The organism is Streptomyces sp. CB02056 (genome assembly GCF_001905545.1).
GTDB lineage: Bacteria > Actinomycetota > Actinomycetes > Streptomycetales > Streptomycetaceae > Kitasatospora.
The window spans coordinates 289,267-314,287 of sequence record NZ_LIPD01000005.1 but is presented as its reverse complement, the minus strand read 5'-3'; the positions used below and the strand labels follow the sequence as shown (position 1 = coordinate 314,287).

General features: G+C 74.4%; 19 protein-coding genes. 12 read left to right on the top strand and 7 right to left on the bottom strand.

Features of this window, described 5'->3' with window-relative positions; genetic code table 11:
* Positions 1-10: 10 nt before the first annotated feature.
* Positions 11-742: a maleylpyruvate isomerase family mycothiol-dependent enzyme gene (locus AMK13_RS16405; protein WP_074002831.1), complete on the bottom strand. Its 732-nt coding sequence runs from the start codon at positions 740-742 to the stop codon at positions 11-13.
* A gap of 318 nt (positions 743-1,060) precedes the next feature.
* On the opposite strand from AMK13_RS16405, the gene AMK13_RS16400 reads away from it, so the two are divergent.
* The 3 genes from AMK13_RS16400 (at position 1,061) to AMK13_RS16390 (ending at position 4,525) form a co-directional block, all read left to right on the top strand.
* Positions 1,061-2,101: a DUF1702 family protein gene (locus AMK13_RS16400; protein WP_074002830.1), complete on the top strand. Its 1,041-nt coding sequence runs from the start codon at positions 1,061-1,063 to the stop codon at positions 2,099-2,101.
* An 88-nt stretch (positions 2,102-2,189) separates the two neighbouring features.
* Positions 2,190-3,164 carry a DUF1702 family protein gene (locus tag AMK13_RS16395; RefSeq protein ID WP_074002829.1) on the top strand — a complete coding sequence of 325 codons (975 nt, stop codon included), beginning with the start codon at positions 2,190-2,192 and terminating at the stop codon, positions 3,162-3,164.
* Between the two features lie 2 nt (positions 3,165-3,166).
* Positions 3,167-4,525 (top strand): cytochrome P450, encoded by a 1,359-nt coding sequence (locus AMK13_RS16390; protein WP_274538686.1) that lies wholly within the window; start codon positions 3,167-3,169, stop codon positions 4,523-4,525.
* A gap of 139 nt (positions 4,526-4,664) precedes the next feature.
* Here the strand turns inward: AMK13_RS16390 and AMK13_RS16385 are convergent, their stop codons facing one another.
* On the bottom strand, positions 4,665-5,456 hold the full coding sequence (locus tag AMK13_RS16385; RefSeq protein ID WP_234348608.1) for a helix-turn-helix transcriptional regulator: 792 nt from the start codon (positions 5,454-5,456) through the stop codon (positions 4,665-4,667).
* 578 nt (positions 5,457-6,034) lie between these two features.
* On the opposite strand from AMK13_RS16385, the gene AMK13_RS16380 reads away from it, so the two are divergent.
* From AMK13_RS16380 to AMK13_RS16345, 8 genes are all read left to right on the top strand, one after another.
* Positions 6,035-6,565, top strand: coding sequence for a DUF5987 family protein (locus tag AMK13_RS16380; protein ID WP_241852901.1), 531 nt, complete (start codon positions 6,035-6,037; stop codon positions 6,563-6,565).
* The gene (locus AMK13_RS16375) at positions 6,562-8,217 is read left to right on the top strand and encodes an FAD-dependent oxidoreductase (protein WP_074002826.1); all 1,656 of its coding nucleotides are present in this window, start codon (positions 6,562-6,564) and stop codon (positions 8,215-8,217) included. The genes AMK13_RS16380 and AMK13_RS16375 overlap by 4 nt, the downstream gene beginning before the upstream one ends.
* 40 nt (positions 8,218-8,257) lie before the next feature.
* Positions 8,258-9,325 carry a carboxymuconolactone decarboxylase family protein gene (locus AMK13_RS16370; RefSeq protein WP_074002825.1) on the top strand — a complete coding sequence of 356 codons (1,068 nt, stop codon included), beginning with the start codon at positions 8,258-8,260 and terminating at the stop codon, positions 9,323-9,325.
* 289 nt (positions 9,326-9,614) lie between these two features.
* Positions 9,615-15,497, top strand: a complete 5,883-nt coding sequence (locus tag AMK13_RS16365; RefSeq protein WP_074002824.1) for a type I polyketide synthase — start codon at positions 9,615-9,617, stop codon at positions 15,495-15,497.
* Positions 15,497-15,994, top strand: coding sequence for an acyl-CoA thioesterase (locus AMK13_RS16360; RefSeq protein WP_074002823.1), 498 nt, complete (start codon positions 15,497-15,499; stop codon positions 15,992-15,994). The genes AMK13_RS16365 and AMK13_RS16360 overlap by 1 nt, the downstream gene beginning before the upstream one ends.
* A 98-nt stretch (positions 15,995-16,092) precedes the next feature.
* Positions 16,093-16,569 (top strand): flavin reductase family protein, encoded by a 477-nt coding sequence (locus tag AMK13_RS16355; protein ID WP_053112049.1) that lies wholly within the window; start codon positions 16,093-16,095, stop codon positions 16,567-16,569.
* A gap of 16 nt (positions 16,570-16,585) precedes the next feature.
* Entirely contained in the window at positions 16,586-17,617 is a 1,032-nt protein-coding gene (locus AMK13_RS16350) for an NAD-dependent epimerase/dehydratase family protein (protein ID WP_074002822.1), read from the top strand.
* Positions 17,618-17,789: 172 nt separating this feature from the next.
* Positions 17,790-18,974, top strand: a complete 1,185-nt coding sequence (locus AMK13_RS16345; RefSeq protein WP_079272181.1) for a cytochrome P450 — start codon at positions 17,790-17,792, stop codon at positions 18,972-18,974.
* A gap of 45 nt (positions 18,975-19,019) precedes the next feature.
* Here the strand turns inward: AMK13_RS16345 and AMK13_RS16340 are convergent, their stop codons facing one another.
* Complete coding sequence (locus AMK13_RS16340; protein ID WP_079272180.1) at positions 19,020-20,396, bottom strand: ammonium transporter; 1,377 nt, start codon at positions 20,394-20,396, stop codon at positions 19,020-19,022.
* A gap of 278 nt (positions 20,397-20,674) precedes the next feature.
* Here AMK13_RS16340 and AMK13_RS16335 point away from each other — a divergent pair, with 278 nt between their 5' ends.
* Positions 20,675-20,989, top strand: a complete 315-nt coding sequence (locus AMK13_RS16335) for a DUF6968 family protein (protein ID WP_074002820.1) — start codon at positions 20,675-20,677, stop codon at positions 20,987-20,989.
* A gap of 39 nt (positions 20,990-21,028) precedes the next feature.
* Here the strand turns inward: AMK13_RS16335 and AMK13_RS16330 are convergent, their stop codons facing one another.
* The 4 genes from AMK13_RS16330 to AMK13_RS16315 all read right to left on the bottom strand — a co-directional run bounded on the left by AMK13_RS16330 (position 21,029) and on the right by AMK13_RS16315 (position 24,917).
* Positions 21,029-21,496, bottom strand: coding sequence for a nuclear transport factor 2 family protein (locus tag AMK13_RS16330; protein ID WP_074002819.1), 468 nt, complete (start codon positions 21,494-21,496; stop codon positions 21,029-21,031).
* 114 nt (positions 21,497-21,610) lie between these two features.
* Positions 21,611-22,246, bottom strand: a complete 636-nt coding sequence (locus AMK13_RS16325) for a TetR/AcrR family transcriptional regulator (protein WP_079272179.1) — start codon at positions 22,244-22,246, stop codon at positions 21,611-21,613.
* Positions 22,247-22,325: 79 nt separating this feature from the next.
* Complete coding sequence (gene mdlC, locus AMK13_RS16320; RefSeq protein ID WP_074002818.1) at positions 22,326-23,936, bottom strand: benzoylformate decarboxylase; 1,611 nt, start codon at positions 23,934-23,936, stop codon at positions 22,326-22,328.
* A gap of 144 nt (positions 23,937-24,080) precedes the next feature.
* Complete coding sequence (locus AMK13_RS16315) at positions 24,081-24,917, bottom strand: alpha/beta fold hydrolase (RefSeq protein ID WP_074002817.1); 837 nt, start codon at positions 24,915-24,917, stop codon at positions 24,081-24,083.
* Positions 24,918-25,021: the final 104 nt, after the last annotated feature.

Below are 25,021 nucleotides of genomic sequence, written 5' to 3'. Positions count from 1 at the left end.
GGTCCGGGCGCTACCGCGCGGCGACGGCGGCCTCCACGGGCCGCTCCGGCGGCCGGAACGGCCCCCAGGTGAACGCGGGCAGCCAGGCCTCCGGCGCGGTGCTCCAGGCCAGGCCGGAGACCTGCCCGACCGTCCGCCGGCCGGTGAGCGAACGGAGCAGGTCGTGGCGGTGCCCCTGGAGGACGGCGGCCGGCTCGCCGTCACCGGCCTGCCACTCGGCGCCCGCCGTCCGGATGCGCAGCGCCGGAAGCCCGTGGGAGCGCACCGAGTTGGCGAAGCCCCGGACGACCAGGTCCAGGGCCGAGGGGTACGACGGCTGGTCCGCGACCACCGGCGCCCGGAGCGCGCCGCGCAGGTCGAGCTCGTGGGTGAACGCGTCCATCATCATCATGGTGTGCCGCAGCTGCGGCGTGTCCGAGAGCACCCGCTCCACCGGGCCGTCCAACCGCGACCACTCCTCGAGCAGGCCGGCCAGGCCGGTGCCGGACTCGGCGTGCGGCACCTCCCACAGGTTGCCGGGCACGTCGGCGGCCACCGTCCGGCAGACCTCGACCAGGTGGCCGAGCAGGTCCAGGACGGTCCACCCGGGACAGGCGGGGACCGGGACGCCGGCCGCCCCGGGCCGGGCGGCGAGCAGCAGTTCGGTGATGTTCCGCCGGGACCGGCGGTAGGCCACCCAGTCGGGCGCCCGGTCCCAGAGCGGCTCGGGCGGGGCCTCGTCCTGCTGGTGACGCGTGTTCATGCGCGCACTCCTTCGATGGGACGGCCTGGACGGGGAACGGACCCGACGGCGCCGGGGACCAGCTCCCGCACGGCCCCATTCCACCGCGCCGCCGGGGATTTCGACAACACGGTCCGCGGCACCCCCGGGCGCGGTTTCCGAGGCCTTTCGACGGCCTGGCCGAGGAAACCTCAGGTGAGGAAAGGCCGCTTGGTGAAAGGGAGTTCGGGTAGCGACGGTCGTCCGGCCGAAAAGAACGCAACCGCGGAGATGCGGCCGCCCCCGCCGCCCCCGGAGCATGGAGGGGCCGTCATTCAGGACGCTGGGCTGGGAGGGATCGTGCCGACGACCTTCGGATCACTGCGCCGACTGGTGCTGACACCGTCACTGGCCTCGGTGGCCTTCGCCGGAAGGGGCTTCCCGGTGACCCCCACGGCCGCCACCGAACGCCTGGAGGCGGTGCCCCAGGCGGTGGTCTGCGGCTTCGAGTGGGGCATCGACGCCCGCAACCAGTGGGAGGTCGAGCGCCGGCTGCGCCTGGTCGACCCGGAGCAGCGCGGATTCGCCTACGAGGGCGCCACGATGGCCTTCACCGTCCTGGACGCGACGGGCCGGGGCAGCCGCACCCGCGACCTGCTGGCCGGGCCGGGGCAGCCGCACATCTTCCTGGCGTACATCGGCATCGGCTTCGCCATGGCGCGCCTGCCGCGGCCGCTGTGGCGCAAGGTGCTGCCGGACCTGGCCGGGACGCCGTACCACCCGACGATGAGCTGGCTGGCGGTCGACGGGTACGGCTTCGACCTCGCCTACTTCGGCACCCGGCGCTGGGTGGACGAGCAGCGCGAGGTGAAGCCGTACCCGTGGCAGGGCGCGCCGGAGTACTTCCGGCGGGCCGTCGACCAGGGCATCGGACGGGCGCTGTGGTTCATCCACGGCGGGGTGCCGGAGCAGGTGGCCGTCGCGGTGCGGAGGTTCCGCGCCGACCGGCGGGCCGACCTGTGGAGCGGGGTGGGACTGGCCGCGACCTTCGCCGGCGGCGCCACGGCGGACGGCCTGGCCGTCCTGCGCGGGGAGGCGGGGGAGCACCGGGCGGAGCTCGCCCAGGGGTCGGTGTTCGCCGCGAAGGCGCGCGCGTACGCGGGCTTCGTGCCCGCGCACTGCGAGGCCGCCGCCACGGCCCTGACCGGCCTGTCGGTCGACGGGGCCGCGAAGCTGGCCGACGACTGCGCGGTGGACGAGCCCGCCGCGGCCGGCCGAGCCCCGGGCGCCGCCGCCGGACCGCCGGCGTACGAGCTGTGGCGGGCCAACGTGCGGACGCACTTCCGCACCGCCGGGCAGCCGGACCGGCCCCGGCCGCCCGCGGCGGCCCCCGCGAACTGAGCAGGTGCGGAGAAGCCCCGCCGGAGCCGGCCGGGCACCATCCGCGTGGCAGCACACCGACGTGAGGAAGACCTGAGAGGAGAATGGCGTGCCCAGTGCATGGCGAACGCTCCGACGACGCGTTCTCACCCCGAGCACCTCGGAGACCCTACTGGAGAAGCGCGGCTTCCACCGGAAGTCACCGGACGCCCAGCACCTGCTGGAGTCGGTCGGCGGGCGGTTCCTGGAGGGCTACGCGTACGCGATGGAGGCCCGGGACCCGGCGGCGGCGGAGCTCCGCCTGGAGGGCGTTCCGGCCCCGTTCCGCGGCTTCGCCTACGAGGGCGCCGGCATGGGCTTCGCCGTGCTCGACGGGCTGCCGCTGTCCGGCCGCGGCTCGGTGGGGCGCTTCCTCGCCGGGCGGGGCGCGGACCACGTCTACATGGTCTACGTCGGGATCGGCTGGGCGATGGCCCGGCTGCCGAGGTTCCGCTGGCCGGACGTCGACGGGCTCGACCCGCTGCTGCGCTGGCTCGTGCTCGACGGGTACGGGTTCCACCAGGCGTACTTCCGTACCGCCCGGTACGTCCACGAGCAGTACCGCGAGCCGGCCTTCCCCTGGCCGGCCGGTGACACGCCGTCGTACGCCGGCCACGCGATCGACCAGGGCATCGGCCGGGCCCTGTGGTTCGTCGGCGGCACCGACGCGGACCTGGTCGCGACCATGATCGAGAAGTTCCCGGAGTCCCGGTGGTCCGACCTCTACAGCGGGGCCGGACTGGCGGCCACCTACGCCGGGGGCGCGGACGAGGCGGAGCTGCGGGCGTTCCGGGACCGGGCCGGACCGCACCGGGCCATCGTCGCGCAGGGCAGCGCGTTCGCGGCCGAGGCCCGGCTGCGGGCCGGCCTGCTGGTCCCGCACACGGAACTGGCCACCCGGGTCCTCTGCGGCATGGGACCGGAGGAGGCGGCCAGGGTCACCCGGGACATCCGGCCGGCCGGGCCGGTGCCGGGCGCGCTGCCCGCGTACGAGGTGTGGCGCCGGGCCGTCGCCGACCGCCTGGCGAACGACGGGGGGTGCTAGCCGTGCCCGCGACCCGCCGGGTGCCGCCAGGACCGCCGCGCCGGGCCGCCCCGGTCCTGCTGCGCAGGCTGGTGGGGGACCGGCTGGAGCTGATGCGCTCCGCCGCGCGGGAGTACGGCGACGCGGTCCGGATCTCCATCGGCCCCAAGACGCTCTACTTCTTCAACCACCCCGAGCACGCCAAGCACGTGCTCGCGGACAACGCGGCCAACTACCACAAGGGAATCGGCCTGGTGCAGGCCCGACGGGCCCTCGGCAACGGCCTGTTGACCAGCGAGGGCGAGCTCTGGCGCAAGCAGCGCCGGCAGATCCAGCCCGCCTTCCAGCACAAGCGGATCGCCCGGCAGGCCGGGGTCGTCGCGGAGGAGGCGGTCAAGCTGGTCGGCCGGCTGCGGGCGCACGAGGGCGGCGGGCCCGTCGACGTGGTCCACGAGGTGACGGCGCTCACCCTCGGGGTGCTCGGCCGCACGTTGCTGGACGTCGACCTCGGCGCCTTCGAGGCGGTCGGCCACGACTTCGAGGCCGTGCAGGACCAGGCGATGTTCGACATGGTCACCATGGGCGCGGTGCCCGCCTGGGTGCCGCTCGCCAAGCAGCTGCGCTTCCGGCGGGCCCGGCAGGACCTGCAGCGGGTGGTCGACCGGCTGGTCGCGGACCGGACCGCCCGCGACGGCGGGCGGAGCACGGGCGACGACGCGCTGTCCCGGCTGATCACGGCCACCGCGGAGGAGCCCGACCCGCGGGTCGGCCGGCAGCGGATGCGCGACGAACTGGTCACCCTGCTGCTCGCCGGCCACGAGACCACGGCGAGCACCCTCGGCTGGACCTTCCACCTGATCGACCGGCACCCCGAGGTGCGGGAGCGGCTGCACGCCGAGGCCGTCGAGGTGCTCGGCGACCGGCTGCCCGAGTTCGAGGACCTGCACCGCCTCCGGTACACCTCCAGGGTGGTGGACGAGGTCATGCGGCTCTACCCGCCGGTGTGGATCCTCCCGCGGCAGGCGCAGGCGGACGACGAGGTGGGCGGCTACCACGTGCCGGCCGGCGCCGACGTCCTGATCTGCCCGTACACCCTGCACCGCCACCCCCACTTCTGGGACGCGCCAGAGCAGTTCGACCCGGAGCGCTTCGACCCGGACCGGGCCACGGACCGGCCGCGCTACGCCTACATCCCGTTCGGGGCGGGGCCGCGCTTCTGCGTCGGCAACCACCTCGGGCTGCTGGAGGCCGTCTTCACGATCGCCGTGGTGGCCCGGGACCTCCGGCTGGTCAAGGTGCCCGGCCACCGGGTGACGCCCGAGCCGATGCTGTCGCTGCGGGTGGCGGGCGGCCTGCCGATGACCGTGCACCCGGCCGGCTGAGGCACACCCTCCGTCGCGGCCCGGATCCCCCCGCAGAGGACCTCCGCGGGGGGATCCGGGCCGTAAGGACCTCGCCGTCCTGTCGGGCCTTCACTGTCCTGTCCTCGCCTGTACTGTCCGGGCCGGGGCCGGCGGCGGCTCAGGCGCTGTCGGCCCGGGGGGCCTCGGCGACCTGGGACAGCTCGTTGAACGCCGTCGACCGTACGTCCAGCAGCGCCAGCAGGACCGGTGGGTCCAGGGCCCGGATCGGGCGCAGCCGCAGTTCCATCGGCAGCAGCGGCACGTCCGGCCGCACCTCGATCGGTCCGACCGATCCCACCGAGACCTCGCCGTCGCCGGTCAGCACCTCGTCGAAGGAGACGGGGACGGAGTGCGCCAGCAGGTACCAGGTGCCGCTCGGCACCCGGTCGAGCAGGAAGGCCCCGGGGCGGGGGAGGACGCAACAGGCGGCCGGCCGTCCCTCCGGGATCCGGGTCGGGAAGAGTCCGACGAACACCCGGCCGAGGTCCCCCGCGACCGAGGCCCGGATCTCGCCCCGGAACGTCGAGAGTTCCGCGCCGCGGCCCCGGCCGTGTAAGTCGACCTCGATCCGGGGAGTGAAGCCCCGGAGCTGACGGAACATCGTGGGGGAGGCGCCGACGCTGCTGGTGAACCGGGAGCTGAACGTGCCGACGCTGTTGTACCCGACCCGGTGGCTGATCTCCGTCACGGTGAACGTCGTCTCGATGAGGAGGCGTTTCGCGGTCTCCAGGCGTATGGCGGAGAGGAATCGCCGTGGCGAGACCCCGGTCATCCGTTGGAACTCACGGGAGAAATGGAATTTGCTGTACATGGCCGCCTGCGCCATATCGTCTATGGTCAGCAGCTCGCCGATGTTCTCGTGCATGGTCTCGATGGCCCGGGTCACGGCTTGCTCGATGGCAGATTTCATGATCGACTCCAGGTTCTCTGCTGTACATGCGAATGAACAGAAATTCCGCCCGTGCGATGGTCGGGTACGAAAGTCGCGGCCGTGGTTTCCGGGCCGGCGGTCAGAGAGGCCATGGCATGCGAAGGCGTCCCCCGCCGGAAAGGGGAGGACGAAAGGGGGCCGCCGCCATAACGAGAGACGACGTTATCAGTTGGTGCATGACAAGTGCAATGGCGCGTTGGCACATTCCGTTGGCATGTCTGAAAGTTGGGATGCCGGGGGGGTTCGTATGTTTGAACCCGATTGTCAAGGGCGATTGCCGGAACGGGCGGGATCGGGTGCGCACCACTGCCGACCCGCGGTGGGGGATGGTGCGCTCACGGGTCAACGCCGCCGCGCGGCCGCCGGGTTGAGGCCGCCGAAGCCGATCAACGCTCCTCAGCAACGCAGGAGATGCGGAGGTGGAGGTATTGCCCGGACGATGCCAAAGTCGCGTATGCGAATCGGGGTCGGCCGGTGCGTCGGGCCCGTTTTTTCGACGACCACCTGAGGAGATGCCGGTGGGCTCGCGTATCCCAGATCAGCAGGATTACCGCACCATGACGCTCGAGGCGTTCGCGGACACGATCGTCCCGGGGGAGAAGCGCTCCCCCGACGACCAGGCCGTGGCCGGCGCCTCGACCGGAGGCGGCGCGGTGCAGGCAGGCGCCATCGAACTGCTGGAGACGCCCGCGACCGGGCTCTCGAACGCCCTGGACGACTACGAGCAGGCGCTCAACCGCCACGCCCGCGCCTACGCGGAGGAGCACGGCCTGCCGCTCGACGACGCGGTGCCGCCGTTCGTCGCCCTTCCGTTCGCGGACCGGACCGGCCTGGTGCGGACGCTGACCGGCCCGGACCACCCGGAGCGCGAACTGTGGGTCCTGCTGGCGCTGTTCAGCAACATGGCCTACGACACCGCCGCCCACCTGCACACCGCGGACGCGATCGCGGCGGGCCACCCCGGTCTCACGGCGATGGGGTTCATGGACCCGGACGCCGACGGCCTGTGGCGGTTCTCCGACTTCTCGTACCGGCGGCAGCTGGCCGAACCCCACCCGGGCACCACGTCCACAGGGAGCCCCGCATGACGAGCACCGAGAGCACCGACGTCCTGATCGTCGGCAGCGGCTTCGGCGGCGCCATCGCCGCCTACCACCTGGCGGCCGGCGGCGCGCGGGTCACCGTGCTGGAGCGCGGCCCGTGGCTGGAGGCGCCCGACTTCGAGCACGACTTCCTGCTCGGGTCCTCGTACACCCGCATCTTCGACTTCGTGGTCGGCGACGGCATGAGCCTGCTCGGCGGGAACTGCGTCGGCGGCGGCAGCGTGGTGTACTTCGCCGCGATGCCGCGCGCGCCCCGGTTCGCCTTCGAGCGCCGCGGCGGCATCGGCCGCCGGATGTGGCCGGCGGCCATCACCAGGGACACCCTCGACCCCTGGTACGACCGGGTGGCCGAGGCGCTGCCGATCACCCAGCAGGACTGGAACGACGTCACCTACGCGGGCGGCCTGTTCGCCGCCGCCTGCGACCACGCGGGGCGCACCGCCAACCCCGTCCCGGCCGCCATCGACCGGGCGAAGTGCACCAACTGCAACTGGATGATGTCCGGTTGCCGCTTCGACGCGAAGCGGTCGCTGCTGCTGAACTACCTGCCCGCCGCCCTCGCGCACGGGGCCGAGATCCGGCCGTTGCACGAGGTGCAGCGGCTCTCCCGGACGGACGGCGGCGGCTACCGGGTGCACTACGACGTCGTCGACGACACCGACTACCGGGTGCACGTCGGCAGCGGCACGATCGACGCGAAGATCGTCGTGCTCGCGGCCGGCGCCGGCGCCACCCCGGTGATCCTCCAGCGCTCCGAGGCGGACCTCGGCACGATGCCCTCCGCCGTCGGCCGCTACTTCTCCGGCAACGGGGAGCGCCTCAACACGGCCGTCGTCGACGAGGACCGGGCCCGCGACCTGCTCGGGCTCAAGCGCTCCGACGGCCTGGCGTTCAGGGCCAACCAGATCGGCAAGGGGCCGGTCGTGGCGAGCTGGGACAACCTCGACGGCTCGCTCCCGGAGCACTCGCGGTTCTCCCTGGAACAGCTCTACTTCCCGCCCGGGTTCGGCACCATCCTGGCGCAGGTGCCCGACGCGACCGGCCCCGGCTGGTTCGGCGTGGAGAAGAAGGAGATGGTCCGGCGGTGGCAGTCCTGGCTGACCGTCTTCACCATGGTCGAGGACGACAACGAAGGCGTCTTCGGCCCGCCGCCGGCCACCGGCAACGCGGACCGGATCTCCCAGCAGATGCTCGGGCGCGGACCGATCAGGTACCGGCCGACCGAGAACACCCTGCGCGGCTGGGCCGAGTCGGACGCCGTGGTGAAGGACATCCTGGAGCGCGACGGCCTGGCCCGCGTCATGCCGTGGACCAACGACCTGGTCGGCGCGTACACCGTGCACCCGCTGGCGTCCTGCCGGATCGGCGACGACCCGGGGACCTCGGCGCTCGACGACCGGCACGAACTCCGCGACCACCCGGGCATCTTCGTCACCGACGGCTCCGCCGTCCCGGGAGCGCTCACCGTCAACCCCGCGCTGACCATCTCCGCGCTCGCCGAACGCGCGGTCCCCGGCATCGTGCGCGCAGCGCGGGAGCGCGGCGTGAACGTCCGGTACGGCGCGCCTTCGCCGGACGGCGGGACCAGCGGACGGCGCGGGGTGCGGACGCAACTGCCCGGCCTGACGCGCCCGTAGTGCGCCACGGCGACAGATCGAGCCAGAGAGGAGGAGACCGATGGTGATACCGCTGCTGCGGCCGGCCCTGCGGCCGCTGGCGCAGATCCGCCGGGTCGCCCCGGTCCGCCCGGCCGACGCGGGGAAGGAGGTGGCCCGGGTCTACGCCGAGGTCGAGCGGGAGTTCGGCCTGCTCGCACCGCCGATCGGCCTGCACGCGCCCTCGCCGGCGGTGCTCGCCGCCTCGTGGGTGATGCTCCGGGAGACCCTGCTCGCCGCCGGGCGGGTCGACCGGGCGCTCAAGGAGGCGGTGGCCGTCGCCGTGTCGGAGGCCAACGCCTGCCCGTTCTGCACGGAGGTGCACGGCGCGACGCTGGCCGCGCTGCGGCCCGGACCGGGGGCGTCCGCCGGGGCCCGGGCGGCGGCGGGGAGGGAGCGGGAGGTGGCCGACTGGCTCCGGGAGACCGGGGACGGCGCGGGCGGCCGGGGTGCGCGACCGCCGTTCCCCGCGGACCGGGTGCCCGAACTGGTCGGCGTGGCGGTCACCTTCCACTACCTGAACCGCATGGTCAACCTGTTCCTGGAGGAGAGCCCGCTCCCGGCCGGCCTCCCGGCGCCCGCGCGGTCGGCGGCGACGGCCGTGCTCGGCCGGCTGATGCGCCGCAGCGCGCGCGGCACCCCGCCGGCCGGCGCCTCGCTGGACCTGCTGCCCTCCGCGCCGCTGCCGGCGGACCTGCGGTGGGCGGCGGGCACCCCGAGCATCGCCGGCGCGTTCGCGCGGGCCGCCGCCGCGATCGACGAGGCGGGGGCCCGCTCGGTGCCGGACGGCGTCCGGCGGCTGGTGACGGCCGGGCTCGCCGGGTGGGACGGCGGGCCGCCCGGGACCGGCCGCGCCTGGGTCGAGGACGAGGTGTCGGCCCTGCCCGAGGAGCAGCGCCCGGCGGGCCGGCTGGCGCTGCTGGTCGCCAAGGCCTCGTACCGGGTCGACGACGGTCTCGTCGCCGAGTTCCGGCGCGGCCGGCCCGGCGACGCCGCGCTGGTCGAGCTCGCCTCCTGGGCCGCCCTGGCGGCGGCCCGGGAGCTGGGCGCCAGGCTGGGGGAGCGCGCTCTGACGGGCGGTCACGGCTGACACCGAATCCGCCCGCGGCACTCCGGACGCACCGAGGCCCCCGCCCCGCGGCGGGGGCCCCGGTGCGTTCACGGCCGTCGGCTCCGGTGGGCCGCGCGGAATATCACGGCGTTATGGAATGCGAACGCGGGGAAATAACGCCGTTATTGAAAGAGCGCGACCCGCGCGGGTGGTAAAGCAAACTCGGAGAAGGCATTTTCCCGGCCTTGGTCGCACGCTTGACCGATGGGTGGACTGCCGGGTTGGCGAAGGGATTCGCCGTCAATTCATCTCCATGGGTGGTGGATACATGAGCAGTGAACGGATCGCAATCGTGGGAATCGGCCTCCGCTATCCGGACGCCAATTCCCCGGGCGAGTTGTGGGACAACGTACTGGGCGGCCGCCGGGCCTTCCGGAGGCTGCCGGACGAGCGGATGAACCAGGCGGACTACTGGTCGGCGGACCGCACCGCGCCCGACCGGTACTACGCGACCAAGGCCGCCGTCCTCCGGGACTACAGCTTCGACCGGGTCGGGTACAGCGTCGCCGGCAGCACGTACCGGGCGACCGACCTGACCCACTGGCTGGCCCTCGACGTGGCCGCCGAGGCGCTCGCCGACGCCGGGTTCCCGGACGGCACGGGCCTGCCGCGGCAGGCCACCGGCGTGGTGGTCGGCAACAGCCTCACCGGGGAGTTCTCGCGCGCCAACACCATGCGGCTGCGCTGGCCCTACGTGCGCCGGACGGTGGCCGCCGCCCTGGCGGGCAAGGGCTGGTCCGAGGGCGACGTCGCCGCCTTCCTCGGGGAGCTGGAGCCGCAGTACAAGGCGCCCTTCCCGCCGATCGACGAGGACTCGCTGGCGGGCGGCCTCGCCAACACCATCGCCGGGCGGATCTGCAACCACTTCGACCTGCGCGGAGGCGGGTACACCGTCGACGGCGCCTGCTCCTCCTCCCTGCTGTCCGTGGTCACGGCCGCCGGGGCGCTCTGCGACGGCGACCTGGACGTGGCCGTCGCCGGCGGGGTCGACCTGTCCATCGACCCGTTCGAGGTGATCGGCTTCGCCAAGACCGGCGCGCTGGCCACCGGGGAGATGAAGGTCTACGACCGGGACTCCAACGGCTTCTGGCCCGGCGAGGGCTCCGGCATGCTGGTGCTGATGCGCGAGCGGGACGCGGTGGCGCAGGGGCGGCGGATCTACGCGAGCATCAGCGGCTGGGGGGTCTCCTCGGACGGCAGGGGCGGCATCACCCGGCCCGAGGCGGGCGGCCACCGGCTGGCACTGGACCGCGCCTACCGGCGGGCGGGCTACGGGGTCGAGACGGTCTCGTACTTCGAGGGCCACGGCACCGGCACGGCCCTCGGCGACGCGACCGAGATCGAGGCGCTGTCCTCCGCGCGCCGCGCCGCCGACCCGACGGCCCGACCGGCCGCGCTCGGGACGGTCAAGGGGAACTTCGGGCACACCAAGGCCGCGGCGGGCGTGGCCGGCCTGATCAAGGCCGCCCTCGCCGTACACCACCAGGTGATCCCCCCGGCGACCGGCCACCACGACCCGCACCCCGGCCTGCTCGGCGAGACGGCGGCCATGTACGTGCCGGGCCGGGCCGAGCTCTGGCCGGCCGACCAGCCGGTCCGGGCGGGCGTGTCGGCCATGGGCTTCGGCGGGATCAACACCCACGTCGCGGTCGCCGAGGGCCCCGGGCGTACCCGGCGCGAGGCGCTCGACGAGCGCACCACCCGGCTGGTCGCCGGACGCCAGGACGCCGAACTGCTGCTGCTGGACGGCGCGGACCCGGCCGCGCTGCGCGCGGAGCTGGGCCCACTGCTCGACCTGGTGCCCCGACTGGCCCAGGCCGAACTCGCGGACCTGGCCGGAACGCTGGCCGAGCGGCTCTCCGGCGCCCCGGTCCGGGCCGCCGTCGTCGCGACCTCGCCGGACGACGCCGCGCGGGCCCTCGAACGGCTGGCCGCGCTGCTCGACTCGGGCGCGCGGGAGGCGTTCTCGGCCGCCGAGGGGGTCTTCCTCGGCCGGGCGCGGACCGCGCCCCGGATCGTCTACCTCTTCCCCGGGCAGGGCTCGGGACACGGCGCCGTCGGCGCGATCCGGCGCCGGTTCGCCACCGCGGAGGAGGTGTTCGGCGCGGCCGGACCGCCCGCCGGTGCGGACCAGGTCGCCACCGAGGTGGCCCAGCCGCGCATCGTCACCGGTTCGCTGGCCGCCCTCCGGGTGCTGGACGGACTGGGCATCCGGGCCGGGGCCGCGGTCGGGCACAGCCTGGGCGAGCTGACGGCGCTGCACTGGGCCGGGGCGATGAGCGAGGAGCAACTGGTGCGCCTCGCCACGGTCCGCGGCCGGGTGATGGCGCGGGCGAGCCTCGGCGGCGGCGCGATGGCCGGCCTGGCGGCGACCCCGGAGCGGACCGCCCGGCTGTCGGACGGATCGGACGTCGTCGTCGCGGGCTACAACGGCCCCCGGCAGACCGTCGTCTCCGGCCCCGCCGGGGCGGTCGACGAGGTCTGCCGCCGGGCGGCGGCCGAGGGCGTCACGGCGACCAGGCTGCGGGTGTCGCACGCCTTCCACTCGCCGCTGGTCGAGCCGGCCGCGGCCGCGATGGCGGCCGAACTGGCCGGGTTCGAGCTCCGCCCGCCGGTCCGCCCGGTCGCCTCCACGGTCACCGGCCGGCTGCTGGACCCGACCGCCGACCTGCGGGAGCTGCTGCGCGCCCAGGTGCTGCTCCCGGTCCGGTTCCACGAGGCCGCCGAGGCCGCGGCCGCCGACGCCGACCTGGTGGTGGAGGTCGGCCCCGGCCGGGTGCTGTCCGGCCTGCTGGCGGAGATCGCGCCGGACCTCGCGGTGCTGGCGGTCGACACCGACAGCGCCTCGCTCGGCCCGCTGCTCAGGGTCGTCGGCGCCGCCTACGTGCTCGGTGCGCCGGTGCGGACCGCGGCCCTGTTCGGCGACCGCCTGGTCCGGCCGCTGCCGCCGGAGAGCGAGCCCACCTTCCTGGCCAGCCCCTGCGAGGCGGCTCCGGCCATCGGCGCGGCCCTGGTGGCGCGGGCCGGCGGGGCGGACGACGGGGCGGAGGACGGAGCGGACGGCGCCGAGCGGTCCGGGCGTCCGGCGGGCGCGGACACCGGCACGGGCCCGGTCTCCACCCTGGAGCTGCTGCGCCGGCTCGCGGCCGAGCGGGTCGAGCTGCCGCTGGACTCCGTCACCGCGCGGACCCACCCGATGGACGACCTGCACCTGAGCTCCATCACGGTCGGCCAGATCGTCAACGACGTCACCCGGGCGCTGGGCCAGCCCGCGCTCGCCGCCACGACCGGCTTCGCGACCGTACGGCTGGGCGAACTCGCCGAGCTGATCGACCGGTTGGCGGACACCTCGCAGGCCGGGGCGGAGCCGGCGGGCGAGGTCCCCGGGGTGGCCCCGTGGGTGCGCCCCTTCGCGGTCGAGCACGTGGCGGCTCCCCTGCCGGCCGGGCCGCACCCCGGCTCCCGGGCGTCCGATCCCCGGGCCGCGGCCGACGACTGGACGGTCTTCGCCACGCCGAGCCACCCGCTGGCCGCACCGCTGCGCACCGCGCTCGCCGCGGCGGGCCTCGGGGACGGCGTCCTGCTCTGCCTCCCGGACGAGTGCGGCGCGCGGGACACGGAGCTCTTCCTGACCGCCGCACGAGCCGTCCTGGCCGCCCCCGAGGGCACCAGGCTGGTCGTGGTCCAGCACCGCCTCGGGGCCGCGGGCCTGGCGAAGACCCTGCACCTGGAACACCCGTCCGTCCCGACCACGGTGGTCGAGCTGCCCGACACCGCCCCCGAGGGGGCCGCCCGCGACGAGGCGGTGGCCCGCGTGGTCGCCGAGGCTGCCGCCACGGCCGGCTTCGCGGAGGTCCGCTACCAGCGGGACGGCCGCCGCACCGTCCCGGTGCTCCGCCCCCTGCCGCGCCGCCCGGTGGCGGAGGGGGAGTCACCGCTCGACGCGCGGGACGTCCTCCTGGTCACCGGCGGCGGCAAGGGCATCACCGCCGAGTGCGCCCTGGCGGTCGCCCGGGACTCCGGGGCGGCCCTGGCCCTGATCGGCCGCGCCGACCCGGCCGCCGACCGCGAACTCGCCGGGAACCTGGCCAGGATGGACGCCGCCCGCCTGCGCTACCGCTACGCCCGGGCAGACGTGACCTCGCCCGAGGAGGTCGCCGCCGCCGTGGGCCGGCTGGAGCGCGAACTCGGCCCGGTCACCGCGGTGCTGCACGGCGCCGGCCGCAACGAGCCGGCCGCCCTGGACGCGCTGACCGCCGAGGACTTCCGGCGGACCCTGGCGCCCAAGACCGACGGCCTGGCGGCGGTGCTGGCGGCCGTCGACCCGGACCGCCTGAAGCTGCTGGTCACCTTCGGCTCGATCATCGGCCGGGCCGGGCTCCGCGGCGAGGCCCACTACGCCACCGCCAACGACTGGATGACCGAGCTGACCCTCCGCTTCCGGGACCGGCACCCGCGGGCCCGGGCGATCGCCCTGGAGTGGTCGGTCTGGTCGGGCGCGGGGATGGGCGAACGGCTCGGCGTCGTCGAGGCGCTGATCCGGGAGGGCATCACGCCGATCTCCACCGAGGACGGGATCCGGGTGCTCCGCGAGGTGCTCGCGGACCCCTCGGCCGGCCCCGTCCTGGTGGTGAGCGGACGGGCCGGCGGCCTGCCCACCCTGGCCACGGTCCAGCGCGAACTGCCGCTGACCAGGTTCGTGGAGCGGGTGGTCGCCCACCACCCGGAGATCGAGCTGATCACCGAGGCCGAGCTGTCCGAGGGCAGCGACCCGTACCTGACCGACCACCGGCTCCAGGGCGACCTGCTCTTCCCGGCCGTCCTGGGAATGGAGGCGATGGCCCAGGTGGCCGCCGCGGTGAGCGGGCACCAGGGCTCGCCGCTGCTGGAGGACGTCGAGTTCCGCCGCCCCGTGGTGGTCCGCCCGGGCGGCTCGACCACCATCCGGATCGCCGCGCTGGTGCAGGCCCCCGGGACGGTCGACGTGGTGCTGCGCAGCGAGGACACCGGCTTCACGGCTGACCACTTCCGGGCGAGGCTGCGCTACCCCCGGCCCGAACCGCCCGGCACACCGCTGCCGCTCGGGTCCGGCCTGCCGACGGTGCCGGTCGACCCGGTGACCGAGCTGTACGGCGGCGTGCTGTTCCAGGGCAAGCGGTTCCAGCGCCTGCTGGAGTACCGGCGGGCGAGCGCCCGGCACGCCCTGGCGGAGATCTCCACCGCCGCCCAGGCGCCCTGGTTCGCCGCCTTCCTGCCGCAGGAGCAGCAGTTGGCCGACCCGGGCACCCGGGACGCGATGATGCACGCCATCCAGTGCTGCGTGCCGGACGCCATCCTGCTGCCGCAGAGCATCGAGCGGCTCTGGCTGGCCGACCGGGCGGACCAGGACACCGGGTTCGTGGTGCTCGACGCCCGGGAGCGCTCCCAGGACGGGGACCGCTACGTCTACGACCTCGTCGTGCGCACGCCCTCCGGAGCGGTGGTCGAGCACTGGCAGGGGCTGACCCTGGTCGCCGTGCGCCGGCGCGACGGCGCCGGCCCGTGGGTGCCCGCGATGCTCGGCTCGTACCTGGAACGCAGCCTGGAACGGGTCCTGGGCGGCAGCCGCGCGGTGGTCGTCGAACCCGCCGCGGACGGCGACGCCGGGCACCGCGACCGTCGGGCCCGCACCGCGACCGCCGTCGGTCGGGCGCTGGGCCGGCCGGTGGAGCTGAACCACCGGCCGGACGGCAGGCCCGAACTCGGCGGCGGGCCGGGGCTCGAGGGCTGGACGGTGTCGGCCTCGCACGACGGCGGCCTGACCCTGGCGGTGGTGGGCCGGGGGCGCCTCGCCTGCGACGCCGAGTCCGTCCTGGAACGGACCCCCGAGGACTGGGACGCGCTGCTTGGCCCCGGCCAACACGCCCTGCGGGACCTGCTGGCGGCCGAGGCCGCCGAGGCCCCGGAGGTGGCCGGCACCAGGGTCTGGAGCGCCCTGGAGTGCCTGCGCAAGTCCGGTGCGACCACGCAGGCGCTGACCCTCGACCGCGTCCACCCGGACGGCTGGGCCGTCCTGTCCGCCGGCGACGCCGCCGTCGCCACCTGGGTGACCACCGTCAACGGACGGCCCGGGCCGGTCGTCTTCGCCGTACTCGCCGGAAAGGAGAACTGATGTCGGGCTACTACGAGCTGCGCCACACCGTGGGGTTCGAGGAGACCAACCTCGTCGGCAACGTCTACTACGTGAACTACCTGCGCTGGCAGGGGCGTTGCCGGGAGATGTTCCTCAAGGAGAAGGCGCCCGGGGTGCTCGCCGAGCTGCGGGAGGACCTGAAGCTGTTCACCCTCAAGGTGGAGTGCGAGTTCTTCGCCGAGATCACCGCGTTCGACGAGCTGTCGGTCCGGATGCGGCTGGAGGAACTGACCCGGACCCAGGTCCAGTTCAGCTTCGACTACCTGCGGATCGACGGCGGTCAGGGGAGCCCGGTCGCCCGCGGCCGCCAGCGGATCGCGTGCATGCGCGGGCCGAACACGGCGACCGTCCCGGCCCCGGTGCCGGAGGAGCTGCGCCGGGCCCTGGCGCCGTACGCCGAGGACGCGGTGGCCGCCCGGGTCCTGGCGGCGCCGGCCCCGCCCGGCCGGCCGGTGGGCACGGGGAGGGCGCGGTGAGCGACAACGGCCGCGCCCTGGTCGACGACCCGTCACCGTCCACGACCTCGCCGTCCTCCCGGCACGCCGCCGTTCCACCGGACGCGCTGCGCGAGACGATGGCCCGGTTCGCCACCGGGATCACGGTGCTGACCACCGGTGGCGAGCACGTCCACGGGATGACCGCCAACGCGTTCAGCTCGGTGTCGCTGGAGCCGCCGCTGGTGCTCTGTTGCGTCGCCCGCACCGCGACGATGCACCGGGCGATCACGGCGACCGGGTCCTTCGCGGTCTCCGTCCTGGGGGCCGAACAGGAGCCGCTGGCACGGTACTTCGCGGGCCGCGGCCGACCGCGCGGCGCCGCCCAGTTCCACGGCGTCGACTGGCGGCCCGGCCCGTTCACCGGCGCCCCGCTGCTGTCGGGCTCGCTCGCCTGGCTGGAGTGCAAGCTGGCCGCGCAGTACGACGGCGGCGACCACTCGGTCTTCCTCGGCAGCGTGCTCGGGTCGGGCTGGACGGAGGGCCGGCAGGCGCTGCTGTTCTACGGCGGAGGCTTCCACCGGGGCGTCGGCGGTGCCGGCGACGGGACCGGCTGAGCGGAGGGGTGGTCCGATGTTGGTGAGCGTGACCGGCGGCACCGGGTTCGTCGGCATCCACTCGGTCGCGGCGATGGTCCGGGGCGGGCACCGGGTGCGGATGCTGGTGCGCGACCCGGCCCGCGCGGAACGGGCCCTCGCCCTGCTGGAGGTGGACCCGGGCGCCGTCGACCTGGTCGTCGGGGACGTGACGGACGAGGGCGGAGCGGCCCGCGCGGTGCGCGGCGCCGACGCCGCCCTGCACGCGGCCTCGGTGTACTCCTTCGACAGCCGGCGGTACGCGGCCATGCGCCGGACCAACGAGCGGGGGACCGACCTGGTGCTGGCCGCGGCCCGCCGGTCGGGCGCCGATCCGGTCATCCACGTGTCGAGCATCGTCGCGCTGCTGCCGACCCGCCGGCGGCCGCTCCGGGAGGACTCCCCGGTCGGCCGCCCCCGGGAGACGTACATGGCCACCAAGGCCGCCGCCGAGCGCGTCGCCCGCCGCCACCAGCGGGACGGCGCACCGGTGGTGATCAGCTACCCGCCCGCGCTGCTCGGCCCGCTGGATCCGGGGCCGGGCGACCAGAACACCCGGCTGCGCAACACCCTGCGCGGGCTGATGCCGGTCTGGCCGCTCGGCGGCTTCCCGGTCGGCGACGTCCGCGACACCGCGCGGCTGCACGCCCGACTGCTGACCGCGCCGAGGACGGGCCTCGACCGCCACTTCGCCCCGGGCCGCCAACTGGCCACCCGGGAGTACGTGCGGACCCTGCGGGAGGTCACCGGGCGGCGGCTGCCCGCGGTCTTCCTGCCCGCCCGCGCCATGCTGCCGGTCGGCGCCCTGGCCACCCTGGTGCAGCGCGGCTGGCCCTGGCACATCCCCGCGGAGTACGGCGCCGTCTACACCTGCGCCTGCGCGGCTCCCGTCCACCCGGCCGCGAGCACCTGCGGACTGCTGCCGAGGCCGATCGCGGAGACCATGGCCGACACGGTGCGCTGGCTCCGTACCGAGGGACTCCTGACGGACCGGCAGGCGGGCCTCCTGGCGGACGGGAAGGGCAGGTGAGGGGCCCGGCTCCCCGGGGGTGAGGCGCGCCGGGGGCGGCTCCGGCTCGGGGGAGGGGGCGCGTGCGAGGCCGCCGCGCCCCCGCGCGCCGTACGGGATAGCCGCCGGTGTGCGCGGTGGCCCGGGGCCGGGGGTATCGGGAAGGGGATACCGGATGATCACGGGAGGTTCCATGAGCGAGCAGGACGTGCCGCCGATCTCGATCTTCTACCGTCGCGACGGGTTCGACCCGGGCCCGGCCCTGGGCGAGGCCCAGCGCGGGGACCCGGCCCGGCGGGTCCGGGACTTCTGGCTGCACCGGGTCGGCGAGTACCGGCTCGTCACCCGGCACGCCGACGTACGGCGCGTCCTGGCCGACCAGGAGACCTTCGCGATGTACGACCCGGAACGCGCCCCGGTCCTGCCGAACGAACTCCTCAACATGGACCCGCCGGAGCACACGCGGCTGCGCCACGTGCTGACGCCGGAGTTCACCGGGAAACGGATCCGCTCCCTGGAGCCGATGATCCGCGCCCTGGTCGGCGAACTGCTCGACGCCATGGAGGCGCGGGGGCCCGCGGCGGACCTGATGGACGCCTTCGCCCTCCCGCTGCCGCTCGGGGTGATCTGCGCGATGCTCGGCGTCCCCGACCCGGACCAGGGGGACTTCCACCGCTGGTCCCGGACCACGCTGGACCTCGGGCTCCCCATGGAGGAACGGCTCGCGGCCGGCCGGGAGTCGCACGCGTACGTGGCCTCCCTGGTGGCGGAGAAGCGGCGCAGCCCGGACGACGGGATGATCGGCATGCTCGTCCGGGAGCACGGCGGCGCGGTGTCGGACTCCGAACTGGTCGGGGTCTGCGAGCTGCTGCTGCTCGCCGGCCACGTCACGGTGTCCAACACGATCGGCCTGGGCGTGCTCGCCCTGCTGTCGCACCCGGAGCAGGCCGACCGGCTGCGCGACGCGCCCGAGGGCGATCCGGTGGTCGACGCCGCCGTCGAGGAACTGCTGCGGTACCTGTCCGTGTCCAGCACCGCGCTGGCCCGGACGGCGCGGTGCGACACCGAGATCGGCGGCGTGCCGGTCAAGGCCGGCGAGCAGGTCGTCTGCCAGCTGCCGGTGGCCAACCGGGACCCGGCGCTCGGCGCCGGGATGGACCGCCTGGACATCGGACGCGAGCCCGTGTCGCACCTGACCTTCGGGCACGGCCCGCACCACTGCCTCGGCGCACCGCTGGCCCGCGCCGAACTGCGGATCGCGCTGCCCGCGCTGCTGCGGCGACTGCCCGGCCTCGCGCTCGCGTGCCCCGCCGAAGAGGTGCCCTACCGGGTCAACAACGAGGTCTACGGGCTGCACGCACTGCCCGTCACCTGGTGACGGCGGCCCTCGGCCGGTGAAGGGGGCCCCGGCACGTCCCGCCGGCTACGGGGCCCTCCTCCGCAACGCCTTCCGCACGGCCGTCGCCAGGCCGTCCGCCACTCCCCGGGACCGGGACCGGGACCGGGACCGGGAGCGGGGCCGGGACGCCGGTGGCTCGGGCCAGGGAGCCCCCGACGCCGTGAAGTCGTAGGCGGTCTCGGCGTGCTCGGTCTGGTCGATGCCGACCACCTCGACCTCCTCGGCGACCCGGAAGCCGATGGTCCCCTGGATCGCCCGGCCGAGCAGCCAGGAGAGCACGAAGGAGTAGCAGGCGACCACCACGACTCCGACCGCCTGCTTGCCGAGCTGCCCGAAGCCGCCGCCGTAGAACAGGCCCCTGGCGCTCTCGCCGACGTGCCCGGTGGCGAGCAGGCCGATCAGCAGCGAGCCGATCGCCCCGCCGACCGCGTGCACGCCGACCACGTCGAGCGAGTCGTCGAAGCCCAGCCGGTACTTGAGGCTGACCGCCGCCGCGCAGACCGCGCCGGCGACCAGCCCGATCACGATGGAACCGAGCACCGAGACCGACCCGCAGGCCGGGGTGATGGCGACCAGTCCGGCCACCGCGCCGGAGGCCGCGCCCAGCGAGGTGAAGGCGCCGTTCCTCGCCCGTACGTAGGCCAGCCAGCCGAGCATCGCGGCGGCGGTGGCGATCTGGGTGTTCAGGAACGCCGCGCCGGCGACGCCGTTGGCGGCCAGCGCCGAGCCCGCGTTGAAGCCGAACCAGCCGAACCAGAGCAGCCCGGAGCCGAGCATCACCAGCGGCAGGCTGTGCGGGCGCATCGGGTGCTTCCGGAAACCGACCCGCTTGTCCAGTACCAGGCAGAGCGCCAGGCCCGCGACCCCGGCGTTGACGTGCACCGCGGTGCCGCCGGCGAAGTCGATCACGCCCACCCGGTCGACCAGCCAGCCGCCGTGCCCGTTGTCGGTGCTGAACACCCAGTGCGCGACCGGGAAGTACACCACCGTGGCCCAGACCGTGACGAACAGCGTCCAGGCGGTGAACCTGGCGCGGTCCGCGATCGCGCCGCTGACCAGCGCCGGGGTGATCACCGCGAACATCAGCTGGAACACGGCGAACACGGTGACCGGGATCGAGCCGTGCAGCTCGTCCCGCCCGATGCCGCGCATCCCCAGGTGGTCGAGATTGCCGATCAGGCCGTGGAAGGCGTCGGAGCCGAAGCTGAGCGAGTAGCCGTAGAGCACCCACAGCACGCTGACGATCGCCAGCACGACGAAGCACATCGACAGCATGTTCAGCGTGCTCTTGGCCCTGACCATGCCCCCGTAGAAGAAGGCCAGCCCTGGGGTCATCAGCATGACCAGGGCCGCACTGATGAGCACGAAGGCGGTGTCGCCCGCACTGAAACCGGCCGGCATCGGTGGCTGGCTCAGCCGAGCCGGGTGCCGGTGCTCCGGTGGACCGCCGTCCTCCCGGACGGCCCGGGGTGGCCGCGCACCCGGAGCCGCCGGGCACGGCGGTCGCGAGCAGGGTGAAGGTGCGTACTCATCGCGAAGCTCCTCGGAATCTCCTGCGGGCGGCCCCCTGCTCCACCGGAATGCTAAGGCGGCTCCTCGATCGGTGCCCGCTGGGGGAACCCGCGGCGGTAGGCGGGCGGAGAACGGTCCGGTGGGCGAACGCGTGGTGTACTGCTGCGATGAGTGCTGAGTACGAGCTCGGTCGGGTCGTCGCCAGTCGTGAGCTGGTCTTCACCGCTGCGGACGGCACGCGGGTGCCGGTGCTGTTGGAGGTCGGGGTGCCGTCCCGCGATCCGGAGGGGCCGGACTGGTACTGCCCGTACCGGATCACCGGGCACCCCGGCATCGCCGACCGCGTGACGGCGATCTTCGGCATCGACTCGCTGCAGGCGCTGCAGCTCGCCCTCACCTGCCTCCCCGACGAGTTGAGCGACGCGGCCGGGCTGACCTTCCTGGGCGGGACGGACCTGATGCTGGGGAGCGGGGGTCCGTGAGGGCGGAAGCCTGACGGATCGGGGGCCGGGCCCGGGCGGTCAGGACGGTACGGCCGCCGAGGAGGCGACGGCGGCGGCGAAGTCGGGGTGCACGCCGAGCTGGGCGAGCATGACGCTGAGCCCGACGTAGCAGTTGAACTCCTTGACCTTCCCGTTCTCGACGTACCAGAAGTCGGCGGTGGGGATGCTGAGCCGGGCGCCGGGCGCCCGGACGGTGCCGGCGGGCGTCTCGAAGGGGCCGGTGACGGTGCCCTCGATCGTCAGCTCGACGGCGACCACGTCGCCGATGACGTGGACCCGGTGGAGTTCGCGGTGGATGTCGGGTGCCAGGGCTGCCATGAAGACGACCTGGTCGCCGAGGTGTTCGCCGCGGTAGCTCTCGCCCGCGACGACGTTGTTGAACACCCCGTCCTCGGCGAACTTGTCGATGAAGCCCGGTACGTCGAGGACGTGGCCCTCGGCCGCGTGGTAGGCGGCCCGCACCACGGCTTCCGCGTCGGTGGTCATCGCACTTCCCCTTCCATGAAAGCAATCAAATGCTTGCTTGAAATTATGGGAGCGTCATGGCGAGTGGTCAAGCATTTGCTTGAATGGTTCTGGTCGGACGGGGGTCCGTGCAGGTCAGCCGGGGTACGGCTGCCCGTGGAACGCGCCGGTCAGGACGGGCAGCAGCTGCCGCTCGATCCGTTCGGCGGGCTCGCTGGCCAGCTCGGCGCCGATGGGGGCCAGGGCGAGCCAGTTCAGCAGGCCGGCGGCGCAGCGGGTGCGGAAGACGAGTTCCCGCTCGTCGGTTCCGGGCAGGTTGGCCGTCAGCACGCGGACCGCGTCCTGACGAGCCTGTTCGAACTTGCCGCTCAGGCGGTCCCAGCCCTGGGGCGGGTCGATGCCGACCCGGGCGACGGTGCGCATCACGGCCAGTTCCGGTCCGCCGGCGGCCAGTGCCCTGATCATCGGCCGGGCGAACGCCGCCGCCAGCTCCTGGAGGGTCGCGTCGGGGCCGAGCGGGTCGAGCGCCTGGATCTGGGCGTCCAGGTACCGCTCCAGCGCCTGCTCGATCGCGGCGTCGCAGAGCGCCCTCAGCGAACCGAAGTGGTAGCTGACCGCGGCGACGTTGGCCCCGGCCCGGTCGGTGACGTCGCGGAGCTTCACGCCGTCCTGGCCGCGTTCCGCCAGGAGGTCCAGGGCGGCGGCCAGCAGGCCGTCCCGGGTGCGCCGGCCGGTCTCCCGGCGCTGGTCCGTCTTCTCTGCCCGTGCCATGGTCCGGACTCAAGCAGGGGCTCGCGATGATTGTCAAGCGACTGATTGAGTTCCTGCCGCCCGGGCCCGGCCGTACCCCCTACAGCGTGGCGGGTTGGGGTTGGGTGGGGACGACGATGACGGTGGTGGTGTCGGCGGTCAGGGCCGTGGTGAACTCCCGTTCCAGGTCCTCGGTCGTCTCTACGTCGACGGCGTGGCAGCCGAAGCCGCGGGCGAGTGAGGCGATGTCGAGGCCGGGGAGGTCGAGTGCGGGGACGCCGGGGGTGTCCTCCAGCCGGGCGAAGGACTTGAGGATCGCGTACTCGTGGTTGCGCATGACCACGTAGACGATCGGGAGGCGGTGCCGGGCCGCGGTGTAGAGGGCCTGGACGCAGTACTGGAAGGAGCCGTCGCCGATCAGGCCGACCACCGGGCGGCGTACTCCGCGCTCCCGGTCGGCGAGCGCGATGCCCACGGCGGCGGGGACGGCCCAGCCGATGCCGCCGCTGGCCGTGGAGAAGAAGGATCCGGGGCGGGTGGTGGGCAGCCATTCGAGCTGCTGGGCCATGGTCGAGGTGGACTCGTTGACGATGACGGCGTCCGGTGGGCGGACCCGGCTCAGGGCGGCGTAGACGGCGGGCGGGGGGAGCGGGAGGGTCGGGGAGGCCGGCAGGACCCGGGGCCGGGGCATCGGGTCGGGGGCGGTGCGGGCCGTGCCCTCCTGGACCAGGTCCAGCAGCTCTTCGAGGGCCAGCCGGGGGTCGCCGAGCAGGCTGTCGCCGGCCCGTGCGGTGGCGGCGGCGTGCGGGTCGCCGGTGAGCTGGAGCAGGGCGGTGCCGGTGGGGAGGTAGTCGCCCGGTACGTACGGGTAGTAGCGGAAGACCTCCGCGCCGATCACGGCGACCAGGTCGTGTCCGGTCAGGCGTTCGCCGACGGCCTTGACCGACAGGCCCAGCGGGCCGGCGTAGAGCGGGTGGTCCTCCGGGAAGGAGGTGCGCTCCGCGAGCGGGGGGCCGTAGACGGTGGCGCGCAGCTTCTCGGCCAGGGTGACGGCCGCGTCCCAGCCGCCGCCGCGGTCGACCTCGGGTCCGAAGACGAGTGCGGGCCGGCGGGCGGCGGAGAGGCGTTCGGCGAAGGCCCGCAGCCGTGCGGGGTCGGGGGCCACCCGGTGGCTGACCGTCCGCACCCGGGTGAAGGCGGACAGCGGCTGCTTCCAGTCGTCCAGCGGGATCGACAGGTAGACCGGCCCGGCGGGCGGCTGGAGCGCGTGCGCGTAGGCGCGCATGACGGCCTCGGGAACGTCCTCGGCGCGGGCCGGTTCGTAGGACCACTTCACCGAGGGCAGCGGCAGCAGGGTCGCCTCGCGGTTGGCGAGGTACGGCTCGCCGATCAGCAGGTCCCGGTGCTGCTGGCCGGAGGTGACGATCAGGGGCGTGTGCGCGTGGGAGGCCGACACCAGGTTGCCCATGGCGTTGCCGGTGCCGGCCGAGGAGTGCAGGTTGACCAGTGCGGGGCGGCCGGTGACCTGGGCGAAGGCGTCGGCCATGGTGATCGCGGAGGCCTCCTGGAGCGCCAGGACGTAGCGGAAGTCCGCGGGGAAGTCCTGGAGGAAGGGCTCCTCGGTGGAGCCCGGATTGCCGAAGACCGTGGTGAGTCCGAGCGTGCGCAGCAGGTCGTACGTCACGGTGCGGACGGTGGATCGCTCGGCCATGGGGGCCACCGGCTTTCCCTCGGGGACGTCGGGGCGATTCGGCTCCGGCCGTCGCACGGCCCGACACCAGCAGGAGAGCACCGGCCCCGAGGGCCCCGCAACCGGACGGGCGGGTGCGGGGCCCTCGGGGCCGGACGGATCCGGCTACTTCGCGAGGAAGGTCAGGAGGGCGGTGTTGACCTCTTCGGCGTGGGTCCACAGCAGGCCGTGCGGTGCGCCCTCGATCTCCACGTACTCGGCGGAGGGCAGGGCCCGGTGGAACGGGCGGGCGGTGCTGTCGATGGGCAGGATGCGGTCGCCGGTGCCGTGCAGGATCAGGGCCGGCACGTCGATGCGGGGGATGTCGGCGCGGAAGTCGGTGTACCAGGTGGAGGGTGCCGCGGCGGCGGCGTACCAGCCGCCGGCCGCCGCGACGTTCCAGCTGTTGCGGACGGCCTCCTCGCTGATCCGGGTGCCGAGGTTCTCGTCGAGGTTGTAGAAGTCCTGGTAGAAGGCGGTGTAGTAGGCGTACCGGTCGGCCTTCACAGCAGCCACGATGCCGTCGAAGAAGTCCTTCGGGGCCGCGCCGTCCGGGTTGTCGTCGGTCTTGAGGAGGTAGGGCTCCAGCGAGCCGAGGAAGGCCACCTTGGCGACGCGGCCGGAGCCGTACGCGGACACGTAGCGGGCGACCTCCCCGGTGCCCATCGAGAAGCCGACCAGGACGGCGTCCCGCAGGTCGAGGGTCTCCAGCAGGGTGTGCAGGTCGGCGGCGAAGGTGTCGTAGTCGTAGCCGGTGGTGGGCTGGGAGGAGCGGCCGAAGCCGCGGCGGTCGTAGGTGACGACCCGGTGGCCGGCGTCCAGCAGTGCGGCGCTCTGCCGTTCCCAGGAGTGCCCGTCCAGCGGGAACCCGTGGATGAGGACGACCGGCTGCCCGGAGCCGTGGTCCTCGTAGTAGAGCTCGACGGGGGCGGAGTTCTCCTGGCCGACGGTGACGAAAGGCATGGGCGCTTCCTTTCTCTCGGGCAGCGTCAGGGCTGCGGTGGGTCACACGCTAGGGCGTGTCTGACAATTGGCGTCGGATCAGCGCGCGGCGTTGGGGTGCGTGC

Excerpts from the sequence above, each read along its gene's own strand:
- AMK13_RS16405 (WP_074002831.1), bottom strand. The coding sequence starts at position 742 with ATGAACACGCGTCACCAGCAGGACGAGGCCCCGCCCGAGCCGCTCTGG.
- AMK13_RS16385 (WP_234348608.1), bottom strand. The coding sequence starts at position 5,456 with ATGAAATCTGCCATCGAGCAAGCCGTGACCCGGGCCATCGAGACCATG.
- AMK13_RS16380 (WP_241852901.1), top strand. The coding sequence starts at position 6,035 with ATGACGCTCGAGGCGTTCGCGGACACGATCGTCCCGGGGGAGAAGCGC.
- AMK13_RS16375 (WP_074002826.1), top strand. The coding sequence starts at position 6,562 with ATGACGAGCACCGAGAGCACCGACGTCCTGATCGTCGGCAGCGGCTTC.
- AMK13_RS16370 (WP_074002825.1), top strand. The coding sequence starts at position 8,258 with ATGGTGATACCGCTGCTGCGGCCGGCCCTGCGGCCGCTGGCGCAGATC.
- AMK13_RS16365 (WP_074002824.1), top strand. The coding sequence starts at position 9,615 with ATGAGCAGTGAACGGATCGCAATCGTGGGAATCGGCCTCCGCTATCCG.
- AMK13_RS16360 (WP_074002823.1), top strand. The coding sequence starts at position 15,497 with ATGTCGGGCTACTACGAGCTGCGCCACACCGTGGGGTTCGAGGAGACC.
- AMK13_RS16355 (WP_053112049.1), top strand. The coding sequence starts at position 16,093 with ATGGCCCGGTTCGCCACCGGGATCACGGTGCTGACCACCGGTGGCGAG.
- AMK13_RS16350 (WP_074002822.1), top strand. The coding sequence starts at position 16,586 with ATGTTGGTGAGCGTGACCGGCGGCACCGGGTTCGTCGGCATCCACTCG.
- AMK13_RS16345 (WP_079272181.1), top strand. The coding sequence starts at position 17,790 with ATGAGCGAGCAGGACGTGCCGCCGATCTCGATCTTCTACCGTCGCGAC.
- AMK13_RS16340 (WP_079272180.1), bottom strand. The coding sequence starts at position 20,396 with ATGCCGGCCGGTTTCAGTGCGGGCGACACCGCCTTCGTGCTCATCAGT.
- AMK13_RS16335 (WP_074002820.1), top strand. The coding sequence starts at position 20,675 with ATGAGTGCTGAGTACGAGCTCGGTCGGGTCGTCGCCAGTCGTGAGCTG.
- AMK13_RS16330 (WP_074002819.1), bottom strand. The coding sequence starts at position 21,496 with ATGACCACCGACGCGGAAGCCGTGGTGCGGGCCGCCTACCACGCGGCC.
- AMK13_RS16325 (WP_079272179.1), bottom strand. The coding sequence starts at position 22,246 with ATGGCACGGGCAGAGAAGACGGACCAGCGCCGGGAGACCGGCCGGCGC.
- mdlC (WP_074002818.1), bottom strand. The coding sequence starts at position 23,936 with ATGGCCGAGCGATCCACCGTCCGCACCGTGACGTACGACCTGCTGCGC.
- AMK13_RS16315 (WP_074002817.1), bottom strand. The coding sequence starts at position 24,917 with ATGCCTTTCGTCACCGTCGGCCAGGAGAACTCCGCCCCCGTCGAGCTC.